The following is a 24,115-nucleotide window of genomic DNA, read 5'->3' on the forward strand; positions in this document are numbered from 1 at the left end:
GAGGACACCACCAATGCACAACTTATTCCACGTACTTCAGAGACAGGACACTAGTATGAGAGGGCCGTGCGCTCCTCCTGGGCACGGATGGTCTTCCAGAGTTTCTCGCTGAGTTTCTGTGCCTCGTGGCGTCCCGCCTCGGTGTTCGGCATCTCGCCGATGATTTCAAAAAGAGTCGTTAAATCGGCGTTGATTCGGTCTTGGTCCCCTTTACCGAGGTCCGCCCGAAGCTGCTTGAGTTGGGCGAGGAAGTGTTCCTTTCCAGTATGGTGTGAGTCGCCGCCGGGTGTCGTGGCGTTCGCCGGACTTCCTGCATGCCCGCGGCCCACGCCTGCCATAAGCATGAGCGAAATCGTTAGCAAAGCCGCGACCCACCCTATGGTTTGTTTCGCGGACGCTGTGTTCATCCCTCACCTTTGATCATCCTCATCCCGTGGCGTGCTTAATAATGAGGAGGTGTGTCCCATGGCGGACACACCTCCTGCTCCTACAGTTAAAAGGAAGTTCCGGCACGCTCATCTTGAAGCCGAATCACTTGCATCATCTCCTCGCTCAGTGACATGTCTTTGGTGTCCGGCGCACTCATCGGTCGCTCTTCAAGAATGCCGAGCAAGGTGACCACTTCATGGTTGACCTTTCTCTGATCGCCCGCACCGATCGCGGCGCGAATCTTGTCAAGCTGTGCACGGTAGGTTGGAGAATCGTTTTGCGCGACAATCATTGACCCTGTTGGTTTCTGGTCCTGCCCAGCGGCATGGGCCACTGTTATCCCAAGAGCGCCGATGACCGCAATCGCGGTGATTGTGATGTGTCTCATAACGCCTCCATTTGCCTAATGCTGATGGTCATCTTATGCGTCCTTATAGTGAGGGAGGCTTCAACATGCGTGCCAACAGCAAAACGGGCCATTCATCTGAGCACAAGAGTTAAATCTCACCCGTGAAGGGGACGCCCTCTACTCCATACAGGGCATCCTTCGATGTGTGGGGAACCAGGAAGCCAAGAATAGCTTCACCAAGGCGTATCAAAGTCGATACTGCCTGTATCCTTTGAGAGTCATCTCGGCGTGGGGACCTTGGCCTTACGTCTCTTGAAGCATAGCGGTCGTTGCCGTTCTCACCGTAATGTGGCCGGTATTGATCGAGAGCCCCATATTCTTGCCCAAGGAGGAGACCATGCACAATGCTGGACGGGCCGCCACAACTTCCATGGTCGATTTCCTGCGCACGTGGGATATTGAAATTTTCCTCGTCAAGGTCCTTGCCGTCGCTCTTCTTCTCTCAGCTCTTCTCACCGCAACCGGCGTCGTCTACACTGCAGCGCTCTATGCTCGCCACTTCTTGAGATTCGGCTAACACGCACGGCATCGTCTCGGCGTCCCCCTGAAACGAAAGGGACTTGGGTCGATGACTGGAACGGCCACCGGGCCGGCTGATGCCCGTGGGGGCAGAGCTTGCTCGCTGCGGGATGTGTCGTCTTCCCAATGGCGACCTCCATAGATTGAAAAAATGAGGGAAAGGCGCTCCGCCGCGCCTTGGCGCCCGAGGGAACTGCTCGCTACTCCGAACCCGAGGAGTAAGGCGAGGAGTAAGGATGGGGGCGGGGCGTAGGGCCCGAGGGTTAGAGAAACTTTTTAATTGAAGAGCGTTCCTTGACTTTTTGATAGGCCTGGGCTGACAATGACAAGTGGTTCCTGGGACGCAACGGCGCCTGGACCCGGTGCTCGGGTGGTGTCTTGCGGCCTAAGAGGAATTTGACGCCCAGTTCCACGTTCTTGGCTCACCTTCCTTCCTACTCGCCTCATGGCACCTCATGATCCTTAGCCTAACGGCGCACCCGTCCCCTTGGTTCAGACGAATTGGTCGGTAGTCGCTTAAAACGCAATCAGGCATACCACGTCCAATACTCAGAGAAACGGTGAGAACCACGACAAGGAGCAGCCATGGCTATCGACCGAGCAGACCATCGAGCGAAAAAGCGAATGCAGAAGCCAAAGATCAAATGGCAGCAATTAGGGCTGCTGGCGCCGAAGAAGGACTCGGTGTCCATCGAGGAAGTCCGTCGGCAAGTGGCGTGTGTCGCGAGCCGAGGGTTGGTTACGTACTGAGCAGGGAGATTCATCCCAAGGAGGTGTCGATGCACGCTGCAGTGACGACAGACGGCATGTCATGGCGGCGGATTCCGGATGGTGTTCGAGTCCGGCATCTGGCGCACGGCGAGGAAGGCCTCATCGACGGGCTGACGGAGATCGTAGAAGGACGAAGGCGCAATCCTGATGGGGCGACCCAATATCGCATCGACACGGGAACCGACATGCGGAGCTTGGCTGCGGAAGAAGAGTTATTGATCCTTGTCGACGAGGAAGGCCTCGTCATCATGCGGAAGGAGCCGGTCGAATACCGGAAATTTGTGACCGATCGCCTGCATGGCACGTTTCCCCATGACCGTTTTGTCCCACGCAAGAAGAAAAACGCACCGGAGACAAATAGCCGCGCACAGTCGTCGCCACATGCCGAGGGCGGCCCTCCCCCGGATACGAAGAGCTGATGCTCTAGCGGTCCGTTCGGGGCCCCATCAACAGATTGCGTTGAGCTTTTCCCTTTCCTATGATAGGGTCGGTTCACGTAACTCCACGAGTCAGGAACATCACCCGCACAGCTCGCCGCTTTCTTGCGGGGTGAAAGGAGATTGGTTATTCCAAGGCCAAGCAAAACAACCGCCCTCAAACGTGCCCGCGAAGTCGCCAAGCAAACGAAGCAGAAAGAGAAAGAGGCGCGCCGGAAACAGCGCAAAGAGGAGAAGGCGACGCTCACTCCGCCCCGGGAGGGAGAGGATCCCGATCTTGCCGGGATGCGCTGGGGCCCTCAACCCCCGCTCTACTGATGGTAGCTCAGTACCTGCGAGCGCTCAAGGAGCGCTCGCCTGCCGATTGCTGACGGCAAAATCACGTCATGGCAAATCAGTTCCTCCACCTTCTGAATCGGCACCGCCCCATCCTTGCTGGCGGCCTTTAGGGCGCGAAAGGCCGCGATCTCTTTTGCATCCAAATTCAGTTCATCGCCAGGTTCCGCCTCCAGGTAGCGTCGCGCTTCCTTTTGTCCGTTTGGAGCCAGCTTTACCCCTGCAAAGTCCGCCACCGATCCCTCGCCCTCAATCTTGCCATACGCAATGATCGAGGAGACCTTCTTGAACGCGGCCGCCTCACGAAACAGCGCCGCAAGACTTTCAGATTGCACCTTTGCCAACATCACCATGCCGAGGGCAAGTTCTCGCTCCGATCCCTCGGTGCTGCTCCACGAGACAATGTTGCCCTCTCGGATGCTGTGGCGGTCGCTGTCCGACAGTTCCAACTCCTGCATCAGTTCCTCGGCAGACGGCAACGCCGCTGCCTGGACCACGGGACAACAGAAGGGCAGGCCCACTAAAAGGCTCACCAGGGTACGGGTGATACCCCGAAGGGTGATGACACGCTGAGGGAGGCCGGCAGACCGGGATATGGTTGTTGGCATTCTTAGTTCCATAGAGTCCTCATCTTGGGCTGCCCTCACCGCTGGTCGTTGCGACCAAAAGGACGGCTTTTTGGATCGAGGATGACACAAGCCCATGCGATGAAAGCGGCAACCTCATCAACAGTGTTAACCCTCATCGCACCATCTCAAAGATGCACACTCTATAAACTCCGCACTCATACGAATTAACTGTCAGTTTTGACAGTTCCAGGAAGGAGCCACCGTCCAGCGGAAGGCCAATGGCATACCAAGGCCCGAGCACCAGCCGACGCAAGGAGCCGCCGCTGCTGCTACTTGCACCATCGTTGCTGCCCGAGTGGGCAGAAACACGATAGAGGAGCGACAATTGGGATAATGGTTGATACGGTTGACCAAGCACGTCTTCGCGCTCGTCGTGTAGCAAAATACAGAGTCGGTACAAGAGAAATAATCAACACGAGAAAGAGAATGATGAGGACGACAGACGCCATATCAGCTCTTAGGGTCCTGCCACATCGACCACGAAAACTGAACCCCACGAATGACCAATGCACTCATTCGCGCATGGCTCAGCGAACACCAATTTCATACTCGGCGGGCCTCAGCCCTGGCGTGGCGATTCGGTTACGCAGGAGCCGGCACTGAACGCAGGAAACGCGCGGTGAGGAGCATCGTGGAAGGCAGGTACAGCATCACGCCCAGGCTCCCAAGGAACGGTTCGCCGATCCAGAATGTGACGCCCAGCATGAAAATCACCACGCCATAGTACAGGCCGCAGCCCGACAGGAGTCCACTCACCCGGCTGCTCGCCGGGTAATCCTCGCCCCTTGCAAGAAGCCGGCGGTCGATTGCGAAAAACACAGAGAGCGCGATGATCGCGACCGTCGCCCAGCCGACGAAATTGACGAGGGGGACTCCAAAATAGAGACCCGGATGTGGGTAGCCGTAAATTAGGCCGAGAAACCAACGATCGCCTCGTAAGGTCACCGGATCGATGACAACGTCAATGAAGGTATGAAACAGCACGGCGAGCGTGAAGACCGCGGGGGATGTGCGGACGACTGGGTCGAAGATGAGGGTGACGTGCTTTCGGTGGTCCCGCGCGGATGGCAGGACAAACGCGAGTGCCACGCAATAGCTGGCGAAGAGCAAGAACGTAAATGACAGGGACGCCATAAGGGGTATGTTCAGAAGATACAGCTCCTGCCCGACTGTCGACCCATTGTAGTAGTAGTCGCCGAACGGCACGCCGATATGCGTGGAGGAGAACTCACAGACAAAGCCGGTGATCCACGCGATGAGGAAGAACAGGACGGTGCGCCGCCAGCCAAGAAGTAATCGGCTGGCGATCACAAAGACGGTTAGAAATGCGAACACATAGGGCCGAAGGAGGATGGTATTGACCAGCAGTACCGGCAAGTGGTCGATCATCACTCTGGAGGCTCGCGCTGAGTCAGTCCGGTACGAGGTCTTCCTTCCCTTATTCCCTCTTGAAGCACTCTTATCACCCGCGTCTATGCTCGTTCAAGTCCATGCACCTGCGACTAGCTTTGCGAACGTCATGGTCGCCGGACGTTGCTGAAACGTTCGACAGGTCTATCAGACACTCCGGAAGCTGGACCATGCCACGGCAAATAAATACTACAGCAACGTAATTGGTCCCAGGCAAAGGGGACTGACGCTAAAAACGTCGTGCCTGATAAGCGGTCGGCTTATTAGTGCGTTGAACTCTGGAGACCCACGTCGATGTATGATCTGCCATGGCTCACCTCGCTTACAGCGAGGTGAAGCACGTAGCAGGCCAAGGAATCGAGACGAGGAAAGTCTTGTCGTTTCAGCACACCCTATTTTGGTCATCGTACTCGTTTTGATACGGTCTCTTCAAAAAGAGATACAGTCGCCGTTGTTATGGCTACAAGCAAGCCACCGTGGGCGAGAGTGGCGCCATACATTCCGACTAAAGGGGACTACCGCTACGGCGAACCGAGACCCGTCTTGTTGTCGTCGCTGTTGCCAGCCCTGTCAACAGTGACAGTGCATGACCATTTTACAATTTAGTAGTGTATGACTTAGCCACGGTCTGAAGGGGCGGCAGCAGGGGCCATATCAGCTGAGAGCTAGGCACGGTAGGAACGACCACTTCTCGCGCGCTTGAGGCAGCGATCTGATCGTCTGCCCGGTCGGTGGAAACAAGTGTCGCTCTAAAAGGGGAGAAGCGCCCCGAACGGAAACTGATATGGGATGGTTTGACTTGTTCGTTCTCACAGCGCACGTTTGGCGCGAATGGGTTTTGGGTTTCTTGATCCCAATATTCTTTATCTGCCTTGCGTCTGTCTTCTATGCTACCTGGAAGGCCCACAAGCAGAGGCCGCGACATCGGTAGGCCGAGTGACGTGAGCCTTCAGCCAGCATGAGTAATTCGCTCCGAATGAGCCTGTTGTGATCTTCGAACTGCTGCTGAAAATAGTCTTCGCACCCGATGAGCGGGTCACGGTTCCGTCACGGTTTCGAGCAGGATCAGGGATGAAAAAGTCAATCGCTGCCTGTCTTACTCCCATCCTTTGATTTCTCTGCCATTCGTGCGGCGTTTATAGCACTAATCGCAGTTCCCTTCACGGTCCCTCATATCCTCAATAAATAGTGCTACTCATCCGTGGACTGCGTCGTCGTGTGGCCCTTGTCAAAGCCTCAACCTTTATCGAGAAAGGAAGCCCGTGATCAACCTAAGCACTCATTGTCGGCGGACCAAGATGGCGACGGCATCCTCGGTCCATTCCAACTCGCTGAGGACCAGGCGGCGCATCAGATTCAGGAAGGAGATTGTTGGAGGGGCTGAGCGTGAGTGAGAAGCTGTGCGCATCTCTTTGGTCTCGGATTGCAACGAGGGTGGCAGCGGCGTCTTCGACGCGACGACGCGCATCAGTTCGGCGGAGATCTGCGTGCTGGCGGGAAGTCGCGCGACCGCGTGGATGCCGCGCTCTCGTAGGGATTGCGAGGGATACGACCACGGGATGCCGGCTCTTAGCAAATTGTCCTGATTGTAGTCGTTTGGGAATAACCATACCGCATTCGAATTCAGATCGACGTTGTAGAGATAGATATAGGCGTCGCGAGACGTCGTGACCGTAATGATCGCTTCATCGCCGTCGACATAATTAGACCGATTGAGGGACAGGTGAACCCGAAAACTTCTGTCATGCTCGTCGCGTTCGGAGGCGATGCACGTTCTGATCTTGGGCGTGTATCGGCACGCCGTACAGCGGACATCATCGGTCAATTCGCTGAAGATCACCTCTTCCTTGACTTGTCGGCCCTGATGGCTTGCGCGGAGCAACGTTTCTGTCAGGCTGGTTTCGCCGCGCAGGGATTGCTCCTGCTGAAAATCGAGAAACCGGTGTTCGAGCCGAACGCCTAGGACCTGTTCCATTGCCGTTCGCCGGGCATCCGCGATTGTCTGCGCTCTTGCTTGATGTTTGGTGTCCTGGTCTCAGCTCGTCCATGGTCACTACCACTACGTAACGTTGATTTTGGAGTCGGCGTGGAACTAGCGGAAGAAAAGATAATTTGGTGGTGCCCCCGACACGAATTGAACGTGCGACACGCGGTTTAGGAAACCGCTGCTCTATCCGACTGAGCTACGGGGGCCCTGCGGGAACGATAACCGACAGGGTTAGGAAAGTCTAGAGAGCGGCAGTCGACGTGCGGCACGGGACGGCCGGAACGGCCGTCCCGTGTTCGCTCGGATACGCGACGGCTAGAAGCCTTTACGCGCTTCTTCGTCGCGACGGCAGCTTTGCTCGGCGATCATCCGCTGGCCGGCACTGGCCTCGCTCGGGATGCGGGCCAAGCAGGCTTGCAGCGTATCTCCCGGCGCGCCAACGGCGACCGACCGCGTATCGCTCTTGCCAAAGTCGCGCTGACAGGTCAGCTCGGCGAGCGCGCGCTGCCCGGGCGTTGCGTTCTGCGAGATGCTCGCCATGCAGGCGGACAGCGGGTCGGTGGTCACCGCCGGTGGCTTCATGGATTGTTTGCCAGCTGGTGTTCCCGGCGTCGACGTCGACATCTCGGTTTTCTCGCTGCTGGCACATCCAGCCACGATAAGCGCCGCGCACACGATCGGTAAAAATGTAATAGATCGTAGAATCATCTGTCCCTCCTTCAACGAGTCCCACCACTATAGGTGATGCCTTGCGACGTTGGCAATAGGACGAGTACTTACGCGCCCTCACGCCTCGCGCTGAGCTCCTGACGGCTGGGGATTTGCGTCAGGAGGTCGGCTCGGGCTTGAAACACGCCGGGTAAGCCTTTCCCCATCGCATAGACCAGCCCGCCGGTCTGTGTTCCAAGGACCAACCGACCTTTGGCCTGTCCGTCTTTGGTCGTCGCAACAAATTCGGCACTCGGCGTCGTGAGCCCGTACGGAGCCAGCGCACCGACCTGCTTGACAACGCGCAACTCCGCCGGCAGATCGACAACACGGCTCACGAACAGGGCCACCTTTTCTTGGTCCAGGGGCCGTGACGGGTCTTCTTCAAGGACCCAAGTCTGGTTTTGGCGGATCAGCGTGTAATGCTCATCTCGCGCCCGCACTTCCAACATTGCGATCTCGTCCGCCTCGACGCCCAACAGCCGCTTGTCTTGCAGGGCAAACAAGTCCTTCGTCAGGTCCTTGATCGTCATCGGATTGATCCGATAGATGGGCGCATCGGGCGACGTCACGGCAAACCCTTCGCCGCTCGTCGGGTCCGGCTGATACAGCTTGACGACATGATCGGTGTTGCCGGCATGCACGGTTACCTTGATGTCCGGCTTGGTCAGTCGTTTCATCTGCTCGTCGTAGTGCGGGCCCGGATCGATAAAGCCCAAGGCCTTTAAATCTTCGAGCTTCAAGAGCAGGGTCCGGACCTCGGGTTGATCGGCCAGCACTTCAATCGGATAGCGGATCATCCACTTGGGCTTATCCTTCGCTTCCGTGCGGTACAGGACGATCTCGGTTTTGGGGTAGGTGAGCCGTATGCGGTCGACCTGAGCGTGATCGACCGGCACCACTTCCTTTTTCCGGAAGCTGAGCAGTGACTTGTTCAAGAAGTCTTTTGGCGCGAGGTCTGTCAGCAACACTTTGTTCTCGTCATTCCGTCGAATGTAAAGCGTTGAGGAGATCGGTCCGCTGTCACCGATCGCGATGGTCTCCTGTCGACCGTCGGCGGTCAGCGTGAGCACCATCGTCGGATGCTCCAGCCCGAACGGGCTCAGAGTCGTCGCCTGCTCCTCTACCACTCGCTTCACCTTTCCTAACACGAGGGCGCGTATCAACCCCTCGACCGTCCGCGTGTCGGCATCGGCTTGAATGGGCGACACAATGCGCCAGCGTTGATCCTTGCGAGCGAGGGTGATGTCGCCAGAGGGCGCGCGGACGGTGATGGCGGTGATGTCTCGATCCGACACGGTCAGGAGCTGCGTTTCAGCGGACTCTGCGGACGTCTTCGCCTGCTCGGCCGGCAATTCGATGAAGTAGACGTAGAGGCCCAGACCGACCAGCACGAGGAGCATAGCGATCAGCGCCCAGTGGCGTCTCATGGTGACGCCTCCCGGAGGCATCGGCTTGCGAAACCGGAAGTGAAGAACACCCGCCTCATCTCGTTTTTTCGCATGGCTGCCGGACCGTCAGAGCCGGCGTCGCTTTCGCCAGATCGTCATGCCGACGAGGAAGGTCAAGGATGGGAGCAGCAGCACCTGCACATACAGCAGCGCGCGCTCCTGGACGGGGTTTGGAATGAAAGGACGGAATGCCGGTTCTTTTGGCGTGATGGAAATCAGGTCGCGTTCCTCGGCGAGCCAACCGATCACGTGCAGGAGAAAGTCCGTGTTGCCGGGAAAATTGACATAGGCATTCGTGGCGAAGGCAGAGTTGCCGATGACGACGATCGCCGGGCGAGGCTTGCCGGCTTCGGCCGGCTTCTTTGGCGTGAGCGCGAAGGCGAGTGGCAGCGGCCCTTGCACGTCCTGATCGGCGCTAAAGCTCACGACGCGGCCCTTCAAATCCGTCTCGGCCCAGCTTCGAGGCGACGTGCGGGCCAGCGGGACGTGCTCCCAGTCTTTGCCCTTCTCTTCGTTGAAGACCAAGTGGCGGGCGACGGGAATGAGCACGGCGGCGGTCAGGTCTTGCGTGATCTCATGTTCGGTGAACGTCCGCACAAGCAGGGCCGTCAGATCACCCTGCGCGATGCGATCCTGCAGATCGACCAAGATCCCTTTTCCGGGCTCCACGCCCCACTGCGCGAGCAGAGGCTCGAGATCGGTCTTCACATCGGGATCGAGCATCACGAGCACGTGGCCGCCAGCTTCGACGTATCGACTGATCCGATCCCGTTCCTCCGGCGTGACCGTGCGGCGCGGGCCGCCGATCACGAGCACGGCGGTGTTGTCGGGCACGGCAGTTTCTTGCAAGAGCGAGACGGTCGCGACGTCATAGCCTTGCTTCGTGAGGGCGTCTTTGGCGAGCGAGTACCCCGTTCGATCCGTGTCGTTGACGGCATGTTCGCCGTGGCCTTCCAAGAACACGACGCGCTTCTTCGTCGTTCGCGACACTCGGACCAGCGCGCCGGTAAGTTCCGCCTCCGATGGGGCGGACACCCGGGTCGATTGCGCGCCGCTCTCCACGATGGCCTGATCCAGCCGATTGATGCCGTATTGCCGGGCCACCGCCGGCTTGCGCTCCGGATCGACGAACTCGACCTTCACTTTCTCGCTCGCCTGCCGGTATCCCTCGAGCAGATCACGATAGCTGTTATAGGAGGGACTGCGCTCCTGAGTGAAGACCGTGAATTTCACATCGTCCTTGAGTCCGCGCAGCACTTGGAATGTTTGGGGCGCCAACGTAAAGTGTTGCGTCTCGGACCAGTCCCACCGCGCGGAATGGCGGGCGGTCAGAAAGTTGATGATGACCAGGATCCCGATGAACAGGATCACCATCAGGATGCTGTTGAACCCGAGCCGCGTCGACCGTCGCGCGGAGAAGGCCTTGACCGTCTCGAAGTGCGCGATGAAGAACGCCACGAGGCAGACCAGGGCAAGGCCTTCCAACAGTGACACCAGCCAGAGCTTCTCCGGCGCGAGCGAATAGAGGACGATTCCGCCGATGCCCAAGAGGGCCCCAATAATTCCCAACGCCGGTGTCAGCCGATTCATAAATCTTTCTTCCACCTGCTATGGAGGTAACGGTACTGGGGGAAGTCCCATTGCGCGCATCGAACGAGCACATTCCTATCGTGCGCGTTCTGCGAGCACAGGACTTTCCCCAGTGCCGTTACCTCCATCTTTCACTTTCCACCACGCGATAGGCGAGGAATAGCAGCAGCACGACTGCCGAGACGTAGTAGACGAGGTCCTTGGCTTCGATGAGTCCCCGCACGAGCCGGTCATAGTGCTCGATGAACGAGAGGTAAGAGATCGTGTTGCCGACCGGGGTATCGCCAATCACGCTGCCGAAGGCGCCCAACAACCAGACGAGGATCAGTGTCCCGAAGCTGATGAAGGCCGCCACGATCTGATTCTCGGTCATCGCCGAGGCCAGCACGCCGGCGGACAGAAAGAGGGCCCCGAGAAGCGCAAGCCCCAGGTAGCCGGTGAGGACCGGGTTCCAGTCGAAACTGCTGAAGAGGGAGAGAATGACCGGCACCAATCCCGTCAGCGAGAGCAGGCCGAGATAAATCAGGTAGACGCTCAAAAATTTGCCGACGACGATCTCGTTGAGCCCGATCGGCGACGTGAGGAGCAATTCGAACGTGCGCAGTTTTCGCTCCTCGGCGAACACCCGCATCGTAAGGATTGGCAGAATCAACAGGAGGACCAACGCCATGCTGTAGAACGTCGGCCGAAAGACGAGGTCGTTCAAGTTGAGCTGTGCGGCCGCGCCTTGGATCTGCATGAGCCGGACCGCCTGGGCACCCGCACTGACGACGGCGAGATACGAGAGCACGCCGAAGATCAACAGGAAGACCGCGCTGACGACGTAGACGATCGGCGAGACGAAGTAGGATCGCAGCTCCTTTCCAATCAAGGCGTAGACGGGCGTCATGACCGGGTCTCCTGCTGTGCGACCGCTTCGGCCACGCCTTCCTCGTGCTGCGTAAGTCGCAAGAACACGTCTTCCAGCGTCATGCTGATCGTCTTCAGCTCCAACAGCCCCCATCCGCGCGTCACAACAAGCCGGGCGATCTCGTCCCGAATGTCGCGGCCGAGCTCGCACTCGACGAGATAGTTGCCGGCTTCCGGCTGTTCAAAGACGGAGACGACACCCGGAAGACCGCGCAGCGTCTCGGCGGCTGTCACCGGTGCGCCCTTCACGGTCAGGCTGATTTTCTCCGACCGGCGGAGCCGTGCCGAGAGGCGTTCAGGAGTGTCTTCCGCGACGATGCGCCCGCCATTGATGATGACGACGCGTTGGCAGACGGCGGTGGCTTCCGGAAGAATGTGCGTGCTGAGAATCACCGTGTGCGAGCCGGCCAGGCTCTTGATCAGATCGCGAATCTCGATGATCTGTTTGGGGTCCAATCCGACGGTCGGCTCATCGAGGATCAGCACCGGAGGATCGTGCACGAGTGCCTGCGCAAGGCCCACGCGCTGCTTGTAGCCACGCGAGAGATTGGCGATGAGCCGATGCCGCACGTCGCCGAGTGACAGCCGCTCGACGACCTGATCGAGACGCGTGCGAAGGTCGGCCGCGCTCATGCCTTTGATCCGACCCACGAACGTCAAATATTCCGTGACCGTCAGCTCTTGATACAGCGGCGGCGTTTCCGGCAGGTAGCCCACACGCCGCTTGACCTCCTGCGGCTGCTCGAAGCAATCGAATCCCGCCACGCGCGCCGTGCCGTCGGTCGCCGGCATGAAGCACGTGAGAATGCGCATCGTGGTCGTTTTCCCGGCCCCGTTGGGACCCAGAAAGGCCAAGACCTCGCCTTTGCCGACCGTGAACGTAACATGCTCGATGGCGGTTAAGTCGCCGTAGCGCTTGGTGACGTCGATGACTTCGATCATCAGGAAATGGCGGCGGTCGGTCGGAAGGCGTCGTTCATAGCAGAACCCGTCCGCTCAGGATTCGGCGGACGAGTTCGGAACGGATCATAACCATCGGGTCGAAACCAGTCAAGGGCACGTGGTGCCGCTGCGGACGGAGTTGCGTCCCTAAAGGAATTTGATATAGTATCTGCCCTTAGTCTGGATGCATCGTCTTGATCGTTGACCGTTTCACGACTCGCGGAGAGCGACTCGAAAAGGAGGCGACCGTGACATTCTGCGCGCGTTATCTTGCCGGGGTTCTGGCCGTGCTGCTTTGTGCCGGCTGTGCGGCGAAAGGGGAGGTCGTGCCGATCAACCTGATACCCGTCGTCCAAACCAGTGCCGCCAAACCCGATGCGCTCGTCGTAATCAAGCCGTTCGAGGACACGCGAGCCGAGGGCGCGCGTCTCGGCACACGCGCGCACTTCTGGGGAGGACAATCGTATTTTGAAATCCCGAGCGGGAAGGCGAGTGATGCGGTCGCCAAGGCGCTTCACGACTACCTGAAGGCGAAGGGATGGAACGTGCAGATGGCTCGCGAGGGAGGGGAGAAGCCTGACGTGGTGCTGACCGGCAAGATCTTGGCGCTTTCAGTCGATGCACAGAGCAAATTCATGAAGACGGAGATGAACGCGAAGACAAAGCTCGCCGTGCAGGCGCAGAACACCGCCGATGACAGTACCGTGCGGATGACGCTGAACGGCGCCGGCTCGCAAAACGTCTTCTGGTTCGATCCCGAGGATGCCGAAAAGCTGCTCAACGACGTGTTGGCCGAAAGCCTGGAGAAGCTGACCACCGATACGAAATTCGAGCATCGCATGCTGCGGTTGAAGTAGCCAACACCGAAGAGGGCCGGCTGTTCGACAAATCGAAGGCCGGCCCTTGATCAATCAACGCCCGCTCCGGCCTTCCCCGCTTCCCGTTAATATCCGGCGCAGCCCTTCCAACGGAATACCAAGCCAGTCCGGCCGGTTGTTGAGCTCATACTCCACTTCGTAGAGGACCTTGTCGAGCAGGAACAGATGTAACAGATCGTCAAAGCGCCGCTCGGTCCGCGGCAGGAAGATGACGTGACCCGGTCGCGCCCGTTCCCGATAGCCCGAGAGGAAGGCTGCTTCCGCGTAGCCGACCCACGACTCGATCGCGCGGGTGGCTGTCGCGCTCGCCTCTCCACGCTCCCGGACAGCGACGTGGCCCGCATAGTGAAATGACCGCAGCATTCCGGCGATGTCTTTGACCGCAGGGAGCTTGGCACGCCGTTCGGGCAATGGGCGCGCAGGTTCGCCTTCAAAGTCGAGAATCGTGAAATCCGTGCCGCTTTTGATGACCTGTCCGAGATGGTAATCACCGTGGATACGGATCTTTGCCCCGTACTCGCTCGCCGTATCGGTTAGCCGATGAAGTTCCGTACGGCACGCCTCCTTGATCTCCTCGATGGGCATCGGGAGGTTCCTCCGCGAGGGCAGGGCGGCAATCAGGGTCGACAGTCGCGTCTCGACCGAACGATGCCATTCCACGAGATCGGTATCCGTAATCCTCTCGGGCAGGAAGGCCGGCGCGGCACCATCGGACGCGAGCGCAGCATGAAGGTCGGCAGTGATGGCGCCCAGTTGCCGCATGGCCTGAAAAAAGTCTTGCGACGCGGCCGCGACAACGGATTCAGCGTGACTGTCCCTCGAGCCGGGCTCCGCGACCGCGCGAAGTAAAGAGCGCGCATTATCAACTGCCAGACGCCACGCGTCTCCGTCGTTAGGAATGAACGTCTCACCCATGGCGAGCGTGCCATCGAGGAGTCCGGATGAGTCGCGCGTGGGTCCTTCATATTCGATCCAGCCGACCAAGATCGGGACGTGCCGGTAACTGGTCCGATCGGTCAAGAAGTCCAGGATCTCCCGGTCGGGATTGAGACCCGGCTGCAGTCGCCGCACGAGTTTGAGAATGATCCGATCGTCGTAGCGCAGCGACGTGTTGCTCTGCTCACCGGTCATGCGCCGTACTTCACGGGGCGGGTCGGCCAGAATCGCCCGACCCTCGTCAGTCGTGCCGCACGTTATGGTGCCCTTCGCCCCCTTCCACACGCACTCGTTCTTGATTCCGTCGAGAAGCGCCAGGGCCGCCCGCTCGTCGGCAGTGGCATCGACCAGCCGAATCGGCTCTCCGTTCACGGAGAGGCTCACCCCGGCGGTCCTGTCGCCCTCGGTATCGTCTGCTTCGACCAGCGGGACGAAATACAAATCCTCACTCTCGTCGGCATACCGGACGGCAAAGATCGGCAGGATGGTCGGCGATGGGCCGGTGGAGAGCGTTGCGCTATCGTGGAGAGACAGGCCGACGATCGTTTTGCTTTTGGCGCCGAACCAGCGCTGACAGCGGAGATAGGGGAGCAGGGCGGCCGGCTCACGGCGGAGCGCGTCGAGGATGGCGGCCGTCCGCCCCGGCATCGTCATCTCCGCCCGCCCCGCGGCGGTTCGATGCGAAACCAAAAGTAGCCGTACGGGGTGAGGCTGAGCTGGTAGGGATGCTCGGCGACCTTCGGGAACTTCGTTTCGCCCAGCAACTCGATAATCTCCGACCCGATGAAGCGGCGCAGGTCGAGCTCAACCGGCTGTGCATGTCCCGCCAAATTGTTGACGATGAGCAAGGTTTCGCCTTCGTACTTCCGCACATAGGCCAGGATCGCGCGGTTGGAGGGTTTCAAGAATTCAAGCGTGCCTCGGCCAAACGTTTTATGGCGCTTGCGGACGGCCAGAATTCGCTTCGTCCAGTTGAGCAGCGAGTTGGGCACGCGTAGCTGCGCTTCGACGTTCAACGCCTGATAGCCGTACACCGGGTCCACGTTGAGCGGTAGATAGAGCTGTGCGGTGTCCGCGCGCGAGAAGCCCGCATTGCGGTCGCCCGTCCACTGCATCGGTGTCCGGACACCGTTGCGGTCGCCCAGGTAAATGTTGTCGCCCATTCCCAGCTCGTCGCCGTAATACAGCACCGGCGTCCCGGGCATCGTGAACAACAAGCTATGGAGCAATTCGATCTTGCGCCGGTCGTTGTCCATCAGCGGCGCGAGCCGGCGTCGGATGCCGATATTGAGCCGCATCCGCGGATCCGTGCAGTACTCCCGGTACAGATAGTCGCGCTCATCGGCCGTAACCATCTCGAGGGTCAGCTCGTCATGGTTGCGGAGGAACAAGGCCCACTGGCAGTTCGGCGGAATCGGCGGCGTCTGATTGAGGATCTCCGTGATCGGATGGCGATCTTCCTTCTTGATCGCCATGAAGATCCGGGGCATCAGCGGAAAATGGAAGGCCATGTGGAATTCGTCACCGTTCGCAAAGTAGGGACGCACGTCGGCCGGCCACTGGTTCGCCTCCGCCAACAGCATGCGATCCTCGAACTCGACGTCCAGCGCTTTGCGGATGTCCTTGATGATCTCATGGGTCTCGGGGAGGTTCTCGCAGCTCGTGCCTTCGCGTTCGACGAGATAGGGCACGGCATCCACCCGTAAGCCGTCCACGCCTTTGGCCAACCAGAACTTCATGATCTTCAGAACCTCTTCCCGTACTTTCGGGTTGTCGAAGTTCAGATCCGGCTGATGGCTGAAGAAGCGGTGCCAATAATATTGTTTGGCGTCGGGGTCCCACGCCCAATTCGAGCGTTCGGTGTCCGTGAAGATGATCCGCGTATTCGCATACCGTTTGTCGGTGTCGCTCCAGACGTAGTAATCGCGATAGGGTGACCCCGCGTTCCGCCGCGCGTCCTGGAACCACGGATGTTGATCGGACGTATGGTTGATGACCAGCTCCGTGATCACCCGCAGGCCTCGGCGATGTGCCTCCTCGAGGAATCCCTCGAAGTCCTTCATCGTCCCGTAGTCCTGATGGATGTCGAGGTAATCGGAGATATCGTACCCGTCGTCCTTCAACGGCGACGGATACATCGGCAACAGCCACAGTGCGGTCACGCCCAGGTCTTGAATGTAGTCGAGTTTTTCGGTCAGGCCGCGAAAATCACCGATGCCGTTGGCGTTCGTGTCCAAGAACGCCTTGACGTGCAGTTCGTAGATGATCGCGTCCTTGTACCAGAGCGGGTCGCCCATAGGGTGAGTGATGCTGCGAGGAGTCAGTTCATGTTACATGAAGTAGTCGAAGTCGTGCTCGCGGCGACTCCATCGACGCACGGTCCAGATCGCGGCCGGCTCCGCCTGAGGATCCAATCGCACGGGATAGATCGCGCCGGTCACGAGATTGCGCTGCCCGGTAATGAGCTCATGGAGTTGATACGTCTCATCGGGCGCGATCCCGAGATCGCTGATCGGAATCGTCAGTCGTGCCGCCTGCGCTTGGAACGGGTTCAAGTTGACGGCAACCAACACGCTGTCACGCCCGTCCAGCGTCCGCTTTCCGTAGAACAGCACGTGGTCGTTGTCCGCTTCATGGAACCGCAAGTTTTCCAATTCATGCAGCGCCGGGTGCTCCCGGCGAATCGTGTTGATCGTCGCGATGTAGTCCCTGATGTGCCCCGGTCGGTCCCAGTCCCAGACCTTGTATTCATACTTCTCCGAGTTGAGGTACTCCTCGCTGCCCGGCAGCGCGCGGTTCTCGCACAATTCATAACCGTTGTAAATGCCGTATGACGGTGACAGGGTGGCGGCGAGCACGAGACGCAACTTGAAAGCGGGACGGCCGCCCTGCTGCAAAATCTCGGGGAGAATGTCCGGCGTGTTGGTGAAGAAGTTGGGACGAAAGTATTCCTTCATCTCGCTCTGAGACAGCTCGAGCAGATAGTCGGTCAGCTCCTGTTTTGAATTGCGCCACGTGAAATAGGTGTACGACTGCGTAAACCCCGCCTTGGCGAGCGCCCGCATCATCTTTGGTCGCGTGAAGGCCTCGGACAAGAACAACACATCCGGGTGCCGTGATTGGATTTCCCGAATCAACCACTCCCAGAACATCACCGGCTTCGTATGCGGGTTGTCGACGCGAAAGATCTTCACCCCGTGGTCGATCCAAAACAAAATGATCCGCCGCATCTCCAGCCACAGGTTGCGCCAGTCGGGGCAATAGAAGTCGAGCGGGTAGATGTCCTGATATTTCTTCGGAGGGTTCTCGGCATATTTGATCGTGCCGTCCGGCCGGTGATAAAACCACTCGGGATGGGCCCGGACGTACGGATGGTCGGGCGAGCAGTTGATCGCAAAGTCCAGCGCCACTTCCATGCCATGGGTCTCGACGGCCGCGACGAAGCGATCGAAGTCCTCGATCGTCCCCAAGCTCGGTTCGACGGCGTCATGGCCGCCGGACTCGTTCCCGATGGCATAGGGGCTGCCGGGGTCCTTCGGTCCCGCGTTCAACGTGTTGTTCGGGCCCTTTCGGTTCGTTGTGCCGATCGGGTGAATGGGTGGGAGATACAGGACATCGAACCCCATTGCGCGGATCTCCGGCAAGCGGCGCTCGCAGTCCTGGAACGTTGCACTGCGGCCGGGGATCGTACCCTGGGATCGCGGAAACAGTTCGTACCAGGCGCCGACTCGGGCACGGGCGCGGTCGGCAATCACCTCCAGCTCAGGCTCATAGATCGTCATTCCGAGGCGCGGCTCGAAGGCCGTGACAACGGCGTGCAGGTCGTCGCTCAAGGCGAGCCCGAGCTGCGCGTCCTGCGATCCGGCCTTCCTCCATTGGCGGCACAGGTCTTCTAGCCGCCGCTGCTCGGCCGCCGGCGCCCGACGGGCTGCTTCTTCGGCCAGCGCCAGGCCCTCCAGTAATTCGCTCTGCAAGTCCGACTGGCTCGCACGTTTCTTGATGACTTCCTGGCGCCACGATTCGAAGGCCGATACCCAAGCCACGATTGTGTAGCGATACCGACTGTTCTCCGTCAAATCGAACCAGCCCATCCAGCGGTCGTTGTCAATGTGGACCAGTGATGACTCCCGCCATGCTGATTCCGCATCGGTCCGATACCGCACCGCGGCGAACACGACGTCGTGCCCCTCTTTGAAAATGTCGGCGGCGACTTCCAGCCGGTCACCGACCTCCCGCTTGACCGGGTAGCGGCCGCAGTCGATCTGCGGCCACACGCTTTCAATGATGATCGTCCCGAGGGTGGACGGGAAGGGGACGGTCGAAGAAGGGTCGAGGTTCGAGGATCGCTGTTCCGAAGGCGAAGGACGTTCGAGGTTCGAAGTTCGATGTTTACGATCCATGATCGTCTAGTCCTGACTTGTCAGATCCGATCCGAGAACCTCAAACTTCGAACCGTTTCTAAGACCGTCCGAGCAGGATGATCAGCGACAAGTAGTCTTCGAGATGGCGCGTGATCAAGAAGCTCTGGCGGACGCGGGCATGCCCCCGCCGACCCATCTCTTCGGCGATCGTAGGGTTATTCAAGAGATATCTCGCGTAGAAGGCGGTCCCTTCCACCGAATTCGCCGTGTAGCCGGTCTGTCCGTACATAATCTGCAGCGTGATGCCGCCGGTTTCGCTCCCGATCACCGGCTTGCCCTTCCACATCGCCTCGGCCACTGCGAGTCCGAACCCTTCCCGGAACGATTTCTGGATGACGATGGTCGCGGCCCGCTGGAGCGCGTTGATTTCCAGCGACGCGTTTGGAGCCAGCAGGACGATGTGGACGTCCTCGTCCTTCGCGGCGGTCTCGCGCACTTCACCGAGGATCACCTGTTCGTCGAGGTCGTCGCTCGCCACGCGCCCCGCCAGCACCAGTCGACAATCGTAGTGTGACTTGATCAGCCGGTAGGCGGCGAGCACGCCGCGGGTGTCGGTGAATCGGGTGAAGCCGCCGACCTGCAGCAGGATCGGCTTGTCGCGGGGAATGTGCAGCCGGTCCAGCACGCTTTGGATTTCCTCGGGCGCAAGCTCCCGGTTTCGTTCGCTCAGCGGGTCGATCGATGGATAGATGAGAAACTGCGGCAGCGGCAGCGGCTGCGCGAATTGCGGGAGCGAGAACACCGCGGCGTCATACCGCGCGATGTACGGCCGGATGAAGTTCCAGGCGCGACGGTGCGGCCGCGAGACGTCCAAATAGCACCGCCACACCCACCGGGAGTCGGTCGGGGCGTAATCGATGAGGCCCAACGGGTGCGGGTCGTGGGTCATCACGACATCGGCGGCCAGATCGATCGCCGGGACTTGCAGACGGATCGCTTCGCGGTAGGCCTCCATCAGGGTATCGGGAATCTTGGTGTCTTCGCCTTGGAGCCCGTTCCTGAACGCCCGGACGGCATCGAGAAACGACTCGCTCGATTTCATGACGTCGCATCGCGCGTTGACGCCGACCTCCCGCAACAAGGGGATCAGCGCGTGGAGCATTTCAGCCGCTTCGCCGGCGTCCGGGTCGGAGACGACATGGAGCATGCGTTTCCCCGCCGCCTGCGCACTGAGGCGGTAGAGCAGGTCGACTCGTCCGGGCGGTGCAATCGCGCGGTAAGCGTTCAGTGACACGGTCATGTCATGCAGGTTTCCGCTCGGCGAGCCACTGATCGACGATGGCAAGCATCCGCGCGCGAATGCCTTCGAGCGTGAGTCCGATAGGTTGAATGGCGGCGAGTTGCCGTGCGAGCTCTGGCAGATTGAGTCCGTCTTCCGATCCGACCCAGATCACGAAGTCCCCGCCCTGGCGGCCCTTGCGGATCTTGGCCTCGCAAATGTGGTTGAACAAGACGCTCCGGTCGACGGACGCGAGCAAGCTGCGAAATTCGCCAAGGCTCGTGGCCGAGAGCCCGAGATCCACTTCGAGGATGTGCGAGCTGACGAACTCGAAGGGATCACCGTGCATCACGCGCGGGACATTCCACAGCGACTTCAAATGATCGTCGATGGTGCTGACGATCTCTGTGCGCAAGGCTTCGAGGTCTCGAAATTCGAACGGGTCGATCAGCCCCAGCCGTTCGCTCAAAATGCGATCGCGGACGGAGACGGCCGCCCAGGTGGCAAAGTCGCTGGGAAACAGAGTGGGGCCGGCCTCGTTCCGAAGAAAGTAACTGTGCGTGTGATAGTAAATGGAGTCGGCCGGCACTTCTTCGATGCCCCGCATGAGTTGCTCGACGTCGCCGGCCTTGCGTCCGAGCATCTCCCGCAGCTCGACACACCCGACGAAGTGAAACGGCGCGACGGTCAGTTGTTCAGTCATGCCTGGGCCCCGCGACGCGGTCTCCTTCGTGTTTTACGGCGGTGATCGTCGCATCGATCGAATCGGCCAACCGCAACGCCGTGCGCCGCAGCGTCTGACGCGCATCTTTCTTGAGCCCTTCCAGCGCGGTGCGGGTCTCCTCGACGATGTCCGATAATTCTTCTTGGGCCGTGCGTGCGCCCCGCGCCAGACGGCGGCGCACGTCGGGACCGGATTCGGGGGCGGTGAGCAGCACGGCGGCGCCCGCGAGCAGTGCCCCGGCCACGAAGGCTGCGAGCGCGGTTCCGGCGGAAAAGCCCGGTTGTGTCGCGTCGTGTGCCGACTCGCCCGGCTCTTCTACGCGTCCGTGCCGGGCCAGAGCCGCGCCCGTCCCTGCCGCCGCCGCTCCGGCGGCGAATGCGGCGACGATGGCGAGAGGCGAGCGCCAGCGAGGCGGCAGGTCCCAATCCCAGCTCGATCCCAGTTGCTGACGACGGACGTGCGCCTCACCCCCAAGCCACCGTGGTTGTTCGTCGTGCCGCCCCATGCTATGCGACGCACTCCAGCAGGGCCACGGGGCAATCGGCGAAAATCTTCGCAAGCGGCAACGCGAGGCGTGTCTCGACGGGCACCGGCTGAATCGTCTCGCCGGTGAAAACGTTGTAGTAGCCCACAGCGGGACTGACGTCGGCGGGAAGCGCCAGCCAAGTATCCGGCCAGACGGCGGTGCCGAGTGGTGGCGTCGCCGGATCAGGATTCAGACCGGCGATCAGCCGGGGGACGACGACGAGCACCGACTTGCCGCCCCGCGTACGGGCGAAGGCGCAGACGTGCTGCTTTTTTCCGCCGAGCGCTTCCAGCGGCAGGTAGTCGCCGTTGAGAAAGACGTCCGGGTGCGCACGACGGTACCGAAGTGCCGCCATGGTGAGGTAGAGCTTGATCCGACCGTCGTCCGCCGAGGCCCAGAGCTCGCGGACGACCGTGCGCCGATCCGGCTGTTCGGCCGCATCAGCCAGCGTGTCGAGGAGTCCGATGCGCCGGTCGTAATCGACCGGTCGCCGGTTGTCGGGGTCGACCAGGCTGAAGTCCCACAGTTCCGTCCCTTGATAGATGTCGGGCACTCCGGGGCCGGTGATCTTGATCAGAAGCTGGGACAAGCTGTTGCACATGCCGTACGCGGCGACCTTTCGGTGGAATACCAACAGGCTGTCGAGAAACGGGTTCGGCCGGGTGCGATCGAGAATCGCCTCGATAAACTTATGGACCGCCCGATCGTATGCGGGATGCGGATTCAGCCAGCTCGTGTGGACCTTCGCTTCGTGCAGCGCCTTCTCCATGTACTGCTGAATACGCTCCCCGAAGGCGCGATACTGATCGTCATCCATGTCTTCGAGCGGCCATGCGCCGATCAGCGTCTGATAGAGCAAGTATTCTTCGTTGCGGTCGGGCGCGGGTTGTCCCTCGACGTCGACTTTGAATTTTTTGTTGAGCTTGTGCCAGAGGGACACGTGCGCCTTCCACGCGTTCGGCATCTCCGACAGCACGTTGATCCGCGCGCGCACGTCCTCGCTTCGTTTGGTGTCGTGTGTCGAGGTCGCCGACAGGGCGAGGGGCCAGGAGGCTTGACGTTCGCGCATGCGTTCATGAAACGACGGAACGCACAAGCCGAACCGGTCCGGCTCGCCGCCCACCTCGTTGAGCGAGACCAGGCGGTTGTAGATGTACAGAGCGGTGTCCTCGACGCCCTTCGCGGTGACCGGACTGGTGATTTGCTGGAATCGCGCGATGAAGTTCAAGCGCTCCTCGCGGTCGACCCGCAGACGATCTTCCGCTCGGTTCAACAAAATGTCTTGAATGAAATCGAACACGAGTCCGCTGACCGCCGGATTGCGCCGCTTGGCCTTCGTCACCGCGAGTCGAATGTACGCGCGGTCGCGATCCGCCACGCCGTTCGCCTCGGCTCCGATATACGTCCGGTAGACCGGGAAGCAGGCGATGATTTCCCGGATGGCGTGAATCAAGCTGTTGAGGGTGAAATCACGCGAGCGCCGGTCGCGCTCCGAGAAGCCGTTGAGGAAATGACCCAGGCGGTTGACCTCGCTGGCCATCGACGCGCTCATGATGAGCTTTTTCTTTTGATAGACGAGGTCGTCGAAGGAGATACGCTCGCGGATGAACTTGGCATAGAGTTCGTCGAACGCATACTCGTGCCCGCCATCGACGAAGAGACCGTTGACCACGTTCAAAAAGTCGTAGCCAGTGGTGCCGTACACCGGCCAGGTCTCCGGCAGCGTTTCCCCTTTGCCGAGGATCTTTTCCACGACGACGTAGAGCGGCCGATCGTGATCGGGAGCTCCGGGTAGGTTCTTCTGCGCCCAGTTCTGGACCTCGCGAAGGTAGCCACCCGGACTGTACAGGCCGTCGACATGATCAATGCGCAGCCCGGTGACGTGGCCTTCCTTGACGAGACGGAAGACGAGATCGTGGACCTCGTGAAAGACCGGCGGATCTTCCATGCGGATCGCCGCCAGTTCGTTGATGTCAAAGAAACGCCGATAGTTGATTTCCTCGGCCGCCACTCGCCAGTAGGCCAGGCGATAGGCTTGATCGTTTAGGAGGCCGTCGAGGAGGTCGAAGCTTTTTGGATCCTCTTTCCGGCCGTTGAAGGCCTGCACGTTTTCTTCGAGGAAGGCCGCGATCGTCGGGCTCGCGGCGGTGAGTCGGTTCAACCGCTTCTTGACGATCTCCTTTTCGCGGTACCGCTCCTCCGATTTCGCCGGGTCCGATTCCTCGCCGGGCGGAAGGTGATTGAGCGCCGTGATGATGCTCTGCAGTTCGAGCACGTCCGGGTTATCCGCTCCCACCCGTTCGATCAATTCATCGAGCCGATACGACAGGATGCGGGTGATGGACTTCGGCGCGACCGGAAGCCGATGGTCGTAATAGTGGATCGAAAACGCGCCACGATCGTAGCTCAGGGTGATCTCCTGATTTTCCAGCACGACGCCGTACAGATCGCCGAGGATCGGCAACAGAATTTTGTTCTCGAGTTCCGGTTTCAACGGGTGCCAGTCGATGTCGAAGAACGCGGCATAGCGTGAGCTTGGACCATTCTCCAGCACGTCCAACCACCAGTCATTGCACGACCGGGAAATCCCCATGTGATTCGGAACCACGTCCAGCAGTTGCCCCATCCCATGTCCGCGAAGCGTCTCGGTGAAGGCCCGGTACTCGTCTTCCGTTCCGATTTCCGGATTCAACATCCGGGGGTCGGCGACATCGTAGCCATGCGAGCTTCCGGGTGTCGCTTTCATATAGGACGAGGCATAGCAGTCGGTGATGCCGAGGCGATCGAGATACGGTACGATCCGTGCGGCATCCTTGAACGTAAAGCGCTGGTTGAACTGGATTCGGTAGGTGGCGACGGGAATCCGGGTCGGCGTCGGGTACAT

21 protein-coding genes and 1 tRNA gene are annotated in these 24,115 nt (G+C 59.9%); 4 read left to right on the forward strand and 18 right to left on the reverse strand.

Features of this window, described 5'->3' with window-relative positions:
- Nucleotides 1–50 precede the first annotated feature (50 nt).
- Nucleotides 51–344, reverse strand: a complete 294-nt coding sequence (locus AC1U7K_RS02070; RefSeq protein ID WP_480249140.1) for a hypothetical protein — start codon at nucleotides 342–344, stop codon at nucleotides 51–53.
- Between the two features lie 149 nt (nucleotides 345–493).
- Entirely contained in the window at nucleotides 494–817 is a 324-nt protein-coding gene (locus tag AC1U7K_RS02075) for a hypothetical protein (protein WP_480249141.1), read from the reverse strand.
- Nucleotides 818–1,175: 358 nt separating this feature from the next.
- On the opposite strand from AC1U7K_RS02075, the gene AC1U7K_RS02080 reads away from it, so the two are divergent.
- From AC1U7K_RS02080 to AC1U7K_RS02090, 3 genes are all read left to right on the forward strand, one after another.
- Nucleotides 1,176–1,355 carry a hypothetical protein gene (locus AC1U7K_RS02080; RefSeq protein WP_480249142.1) on the forward strand — a complete coding sequence of 60 codons (180 nt, stop codon included), beginning with the start codon at nucleotides 1,176–1,178 and terminating at the stop codon, nucleotides 1,353–1,355.
- A 587-nt stretch (nucleotides 1,356–1,942) separates the two neighbouring features.
- A complete protein-coding gene (locus tag AC1U7K_RS02085) occupies nucleotides 1,943–2,107 on the forward strand; it encodes a hypothetical protein (RefSeq protein ID WP_480249143.1) in 165 nt (54 codons plus the stop codon).
- Nucleotides 2,108–2,136: 29 nt separating this feature from the next.
- On the forward strand, nucleotides 2,137–2,547 hold the full coding sequence (locus tag AC1U7K_RS02090; protein WP_480249144.1) for a hypothetical protein: 411 nt from the start codon (nucleotides 2,137–2,139) through the stop codon (nucleotides 2,545–2,547).
- 329 nt (nucleotides 2,548–2,876) lie between these two features.
- On the opposite strand, the gene AC1U7K_RS02095 is transcribed toward AC1U7K_RS02090, so the two are convergent.
- The 9 genes from AC1U7K_RS02095 to AC1U7K_RS02135 all read right to left on the reverse strand — a co-directional run bounded on the left by AC1U7K_RS02095 (nucleotide 2,877) and on the right by AC1U7K_RS02135 (nucleotide 12,527).
- Nucleotides 2,877–3,509, reverse strand: coding sequence for a hypothetical protein (locus AC1U7K_RS02095; protein ID WP_480249145.1), 633 nt, complete (start codon nucleotides 3,507–3,509; stop codon nucleotides 2,877–2,879).
- Between the two features lie 603 nt (nucleotides 3,510–4,112).
- On the reverse strand, nucleotides 4,113–4,919 hold the full coding sequence (locus AC1U7K_RS02100) for a carotenoid biosynthesis protein (RefSeq protein WP_480249146.1): 807 nt from the start codon (nucleotides 4,917–4,919) through the stop codon (nucleotides 4,113–4,115).
- A 1,300-nt stretch (nucleotides 4,920–6,219) separates the two neighbouring features.
- A complete protein-coding gene (locus AC1U7K_RS02105) occupies nucleotides 6,220–6,915 on the reverse strand; it encodes a DUF4384 domain-containing protein (protein WP_480249147.1) in 696 nt (231 codons plus the stop codon).
- A 141-nt stretch (nucleotides 6,916–7,056) separates the two neighbouring features.
- Nucleotides 7,057–7,133 (reverse strand) — tRNA-Arg (locus tag AC1U7K_RS02110).
- Between the two features lie 109 nt (nucleotides 7,134–7,242).
- A complete protein-coding gene (locus tag AC1U7K_RS02115; protein ID WP_480249148.1) occupies nucleotides 7,243–7,635 on the reverse strand; it encodes a hypothetical protein in 393 nt (130 codons plus the stop codon).
- Nucleotides 7,636–7,703: 68 nt separating this feature from the next.
- Nucleotides 7,704–9,065 carry a DUF4340 domain-containing protein gene (locus tag AC1U7K_RS02120; RefSeq protein ID WP_480249149.1) on the reverse strand — a complete coding sequence of 454 codons (1,362 nt, stop codon included), beginning with the start codon at nucleotides 9,063–9,065 and terminating at the stop codon, nucleotides 7,704–7,706.
- 87 nt (nucleotides 9,066–9,152) lie between these two features.
- Nucleotides 9,153–10,676 (reverse strand): GldG family protein, encoded by a 1,524-nt coding sequence (locus AC1U7K_RS02125; RefSeq protein ID WP_480249150.1) that lies wholly within the window; start codon nucleotides 10,674–10,676, stop codon nucleotides 9,153–9,155.
- Between the two features lie 118 nt (nucleotides 10,677–10,794).
- On the reverse strand, nucleotides 10,795–11,565 hold the full coding sequence (locus tag AC1U7K_RS02130; protein WP_480249151.1) for an ABC transporter permease: 771 nt from the start codon (nucleotides 11,563–11,565) through the stop codon (nucleotides 10,795–10,797).
- Nucleotides 11,562–12,527 (reverse strand): ABC transporter ATP-binding protein, encoded by a 966-nt coding sequence (locus tag AC1U7K_RS02135; protein WP_480249152.1) that lies wholly within the window; start codon nucleotides 12,525–12,527, stop codon nucleotides 11,562–11,564. The genes AC1U7K_RS02130 and AC1U7K_RS02135 overlap by 4 nt, the downstream gene beginning before the upstream one ends.
- Before the next feature lie 248 nt (nucleotides 12,528–12,775).
- Here AC1U7K_RS02135 and AC1U7K_RS02140 point away from each other — a divergent pair, with 248 nt between their 5' ends.
- Nucleotides 12,776–13,384 carry a YajG family lipoprotein gene (locus AC1U7K_RS02140; RefSeq protein WP_480249153.1) on the forward strand — a complete coding sequence of 203 codons (609 nt, stop codon included), beginning with the start codon at nucleotides 12,776–12,778 and terminating at the stop codon, nucleotides 13,382–13,384.
- A gap of 54 nt (nucleotides 13,385–13,438) precedes the next feature.
- On the opposite strand, the gene AC1U7K_RS02145 is transcribed toward AC1U7K_RS02140, so the two are convergent.
- From AC1U7K_RS02145 to treY, 7 genes are read right to left on the reverse strand one after another with little or no spacing between them, the layout of a single operon-like run.
- Entirely contained in the window at nucleotides 13,439–14,989 is a 1,551-nt protein-coding gene (locus AC1U7K_RS02145) for a maltokinase N-terminal cap-like domain-containing protein (protein WP_480249154.1), read from the reverse strand.
- A 2-nt stretch (nucleotides 14,990–14,991) separates the two neighbouring features.
- Entirely contained in the window at nucleotides 14,992–16,638 is a 1,647-nt protein-coding gene (gene treS / locus AC1U7K_RS02150) for a maltose alpha-D-glucosyltransferase (RefSeq protein WP_480249155.1), read from the reverse strand.
- Between the two features lie 33 nt (nucleotides 16,639–16,671).
- On the reverse strand, nucleotides 16,672–18,741 hold the full coding sequence (locus AC1U7K_RS02155; RefSeq protein ID WP_480249156.1) for an alpha-1,4-glucan--maltose-1-phosphate maltosyltransferase: 2,070 nt from the start codon (nucleotides 18,739–18,741) through the stop codon (nucleotides 16,672–16,674).
- Nucleotides 18,742–18,799: 58 nt separating this feature from the next.
- Nucleotides 18,800–20,002, reverse strand: coding sequence for a glycosyltransferase (locus AC1U7K_RS02160; RefSeq protein WP_480249157.1), 1,203 nt, complete (start codon nucleotides 20,000–20,002; stop codon nucleotides 18,800–18,802).
- Nucleotide 20,003: 1 nt separating this feature from the next.
- On the reverse strand, nucleotides 20,004–20,684 hold the full coding sequence (locus AC1U7K_RS02165; protein ID WP_480249158.1) for a DUF5752 family protein: 681 nt from the start codon (nucleotides 20,682–20,684) through the stop codon (nucleotides 20,004–20,006).
- On the reverse strand, nucleotides 20,677–21,210 hold the full coding sequence (locus AC1U7K_RS02170; protein ID WP_480249159.1) for a YtxH domain-containing protein: 534 nt from the start codon (nucleotides 21,208–21,210) through the stop codon (nucleotides 20,677–20,679). The genes AC1U7K_RS02165 and AC1U7K_RS02170 overlap by 8 nt, the downstream gene beginning before the upstream one ends.
- A 1-nt stretch (nucleotide 21,211) precedes the next feature.
- Nucleotides 21,212–24,115, reverse strand: a complete 2,904-nt coding sequence (treY, locus tag AC1U7K_RS02175) for a malto-oligosyltrehalose synthase (RefSeq protein ID WP_480249160.1) — start codon at nucleotides 24,113–24,115, stop codon at nucleotides 21,212–21,214.

The organism is Nitrospira sp. Vd2 (genome assembly GCF_979581665.1).

Coding starts and splice junctions, on each gene's coding strand:
- AC1U7K_RS02160 (WP_480249157.1), bottom strand. CDS start 20,002: ATGACCGTGTCACTGAACGCTTACCGCGCGATTGCACCGCCCGGACGA.
- AC1U7K_RS02120 (WP_480249149.1), bottom strand. CDS start 9,065: ATGAGACGCCACTGGGCGCTGATCGCTATGCTCCTCGTGCTGGTCGGT.
- AC1U7K_RS02135 (WP_480249152.1), bottom strand. CDS start 12,527: ATGATCGAAGTCATCGACGTCACCAAGCGCTACGGCGACTTAACCGCC.
- AC1U7K_RS02070 (WP_480249140.1), bottom strand. CDS start 344: ATGCTTATGGCAGGCGTGGGCCGCGGGCATGCAGGAAGTCCGGCGAAC.
- treS (WP_480249155.1), bottom strand. CDS start 16,638: ATGGGCGACCCGCTCTGGTACAAGGACGCGATCATCTACGAACTGCAC.
- AC1U7K_RS02095 (WP_480249145.1), bottom strand. CDS start 3,509: ATGCCAACAACCATATCCCGGTCTGCCGGCCTCCCTCAGCGTGTCATC.
- AC1U7K_RS02170 (WP_480249159.1), bottom strand. CDS start 21,210: ATGGGGCGGCACGACGAACAACCACGGTGGCTTGGGGGTGAGGCGCAC.
- AC1U7K_RS02145 (WP_480249154.1), bottom strand. CDS start 14,989: ATGCCGGGGCGGACGGCCGCCATCCTCGACGCGCTCCGCCGTGAGCCG.
- AC1U7K_RS02115 (WP_480249148.1), bottom strand. CDS start 7,635: ATGATTCTACGATCTATTACATTTTTACCGATCGTGTGCGCGGCGCTT.
- AC1U7K_RS02105 (WP_480249147.1), bottom strand. CDS start 6,915: ATGGAACAGGTCCTAGGCGTTCGGCTCGAACACCGGTTTCTCGATTTT.
- AC1U7K_RS02080 (WP_480249142.1), top strand. CDS start 1,176: ATGCACAATGCTGGACGGGCCGCCACAACTTCCATGGTCGATTTCCTG.
- AC1U7K_RS02165 (WP_480249158.1), bottom strand. CDS start 20,684: ATGACTGAACAACTGACCGTCGCGCCGTTTCACTTCGTCGGGTGTGTC.
- treY (WP_480249160.1), bottom strand. CDS start 24,115: ATGTACCCGACGCCGACCCGGATTCCCGTCGCCACCTACCGAATCCAG.
- AC1U7K_RS02085 (WP_480249143.1), top strand. CDS start 1,943: ATGGCTATCGACCGAGCAGACCATCGAGCGAAAAAGCGAATGCAGAAG.
- AC1U7K_RS02075 (WP_480249141.1), bottom strand. CDS start 817: ATGAGACACATCACAATCACCGCGATTGCGGTCATCGGCGCTCTTGGG.
- AC1U7K_RS02130 (WP_480249151.1), bottom strand. CDS start 11,565: ATGACGCCCGTCTACGCCTTGATTGGAAAGGAGCTGCGATCCTACTTC.
- AC1U7K_RS02125 (WP_480249150.1), bottom strand. CDS start 10,676: ATGAATCGGCTGACACCGGCGTTGGGAATTATTGGGGCCCTCTTGGGC.
- AC1U7K_RS02155 (WP_480249156.1), bottom strand. CDS start 18,741: ATGGATCGTAAACATCGAACTTCGAACCTCGAACGTCCTTCGCCTTCG.
- AC1U7K_RS02100 (WP_480249146.1), bottom strand. CDS start 4,919: ATGATCGACCACTTGCCGGTACTGCTGGTCAATACCATCCTCCTTCGG.
- AC1U7K_RS02090 (WP_480249144.1), top strand. CDS start 2,137: ATGCACGCTGCAGTGACGACAGACGGCATGTCATGGCGGCGGATTCCG.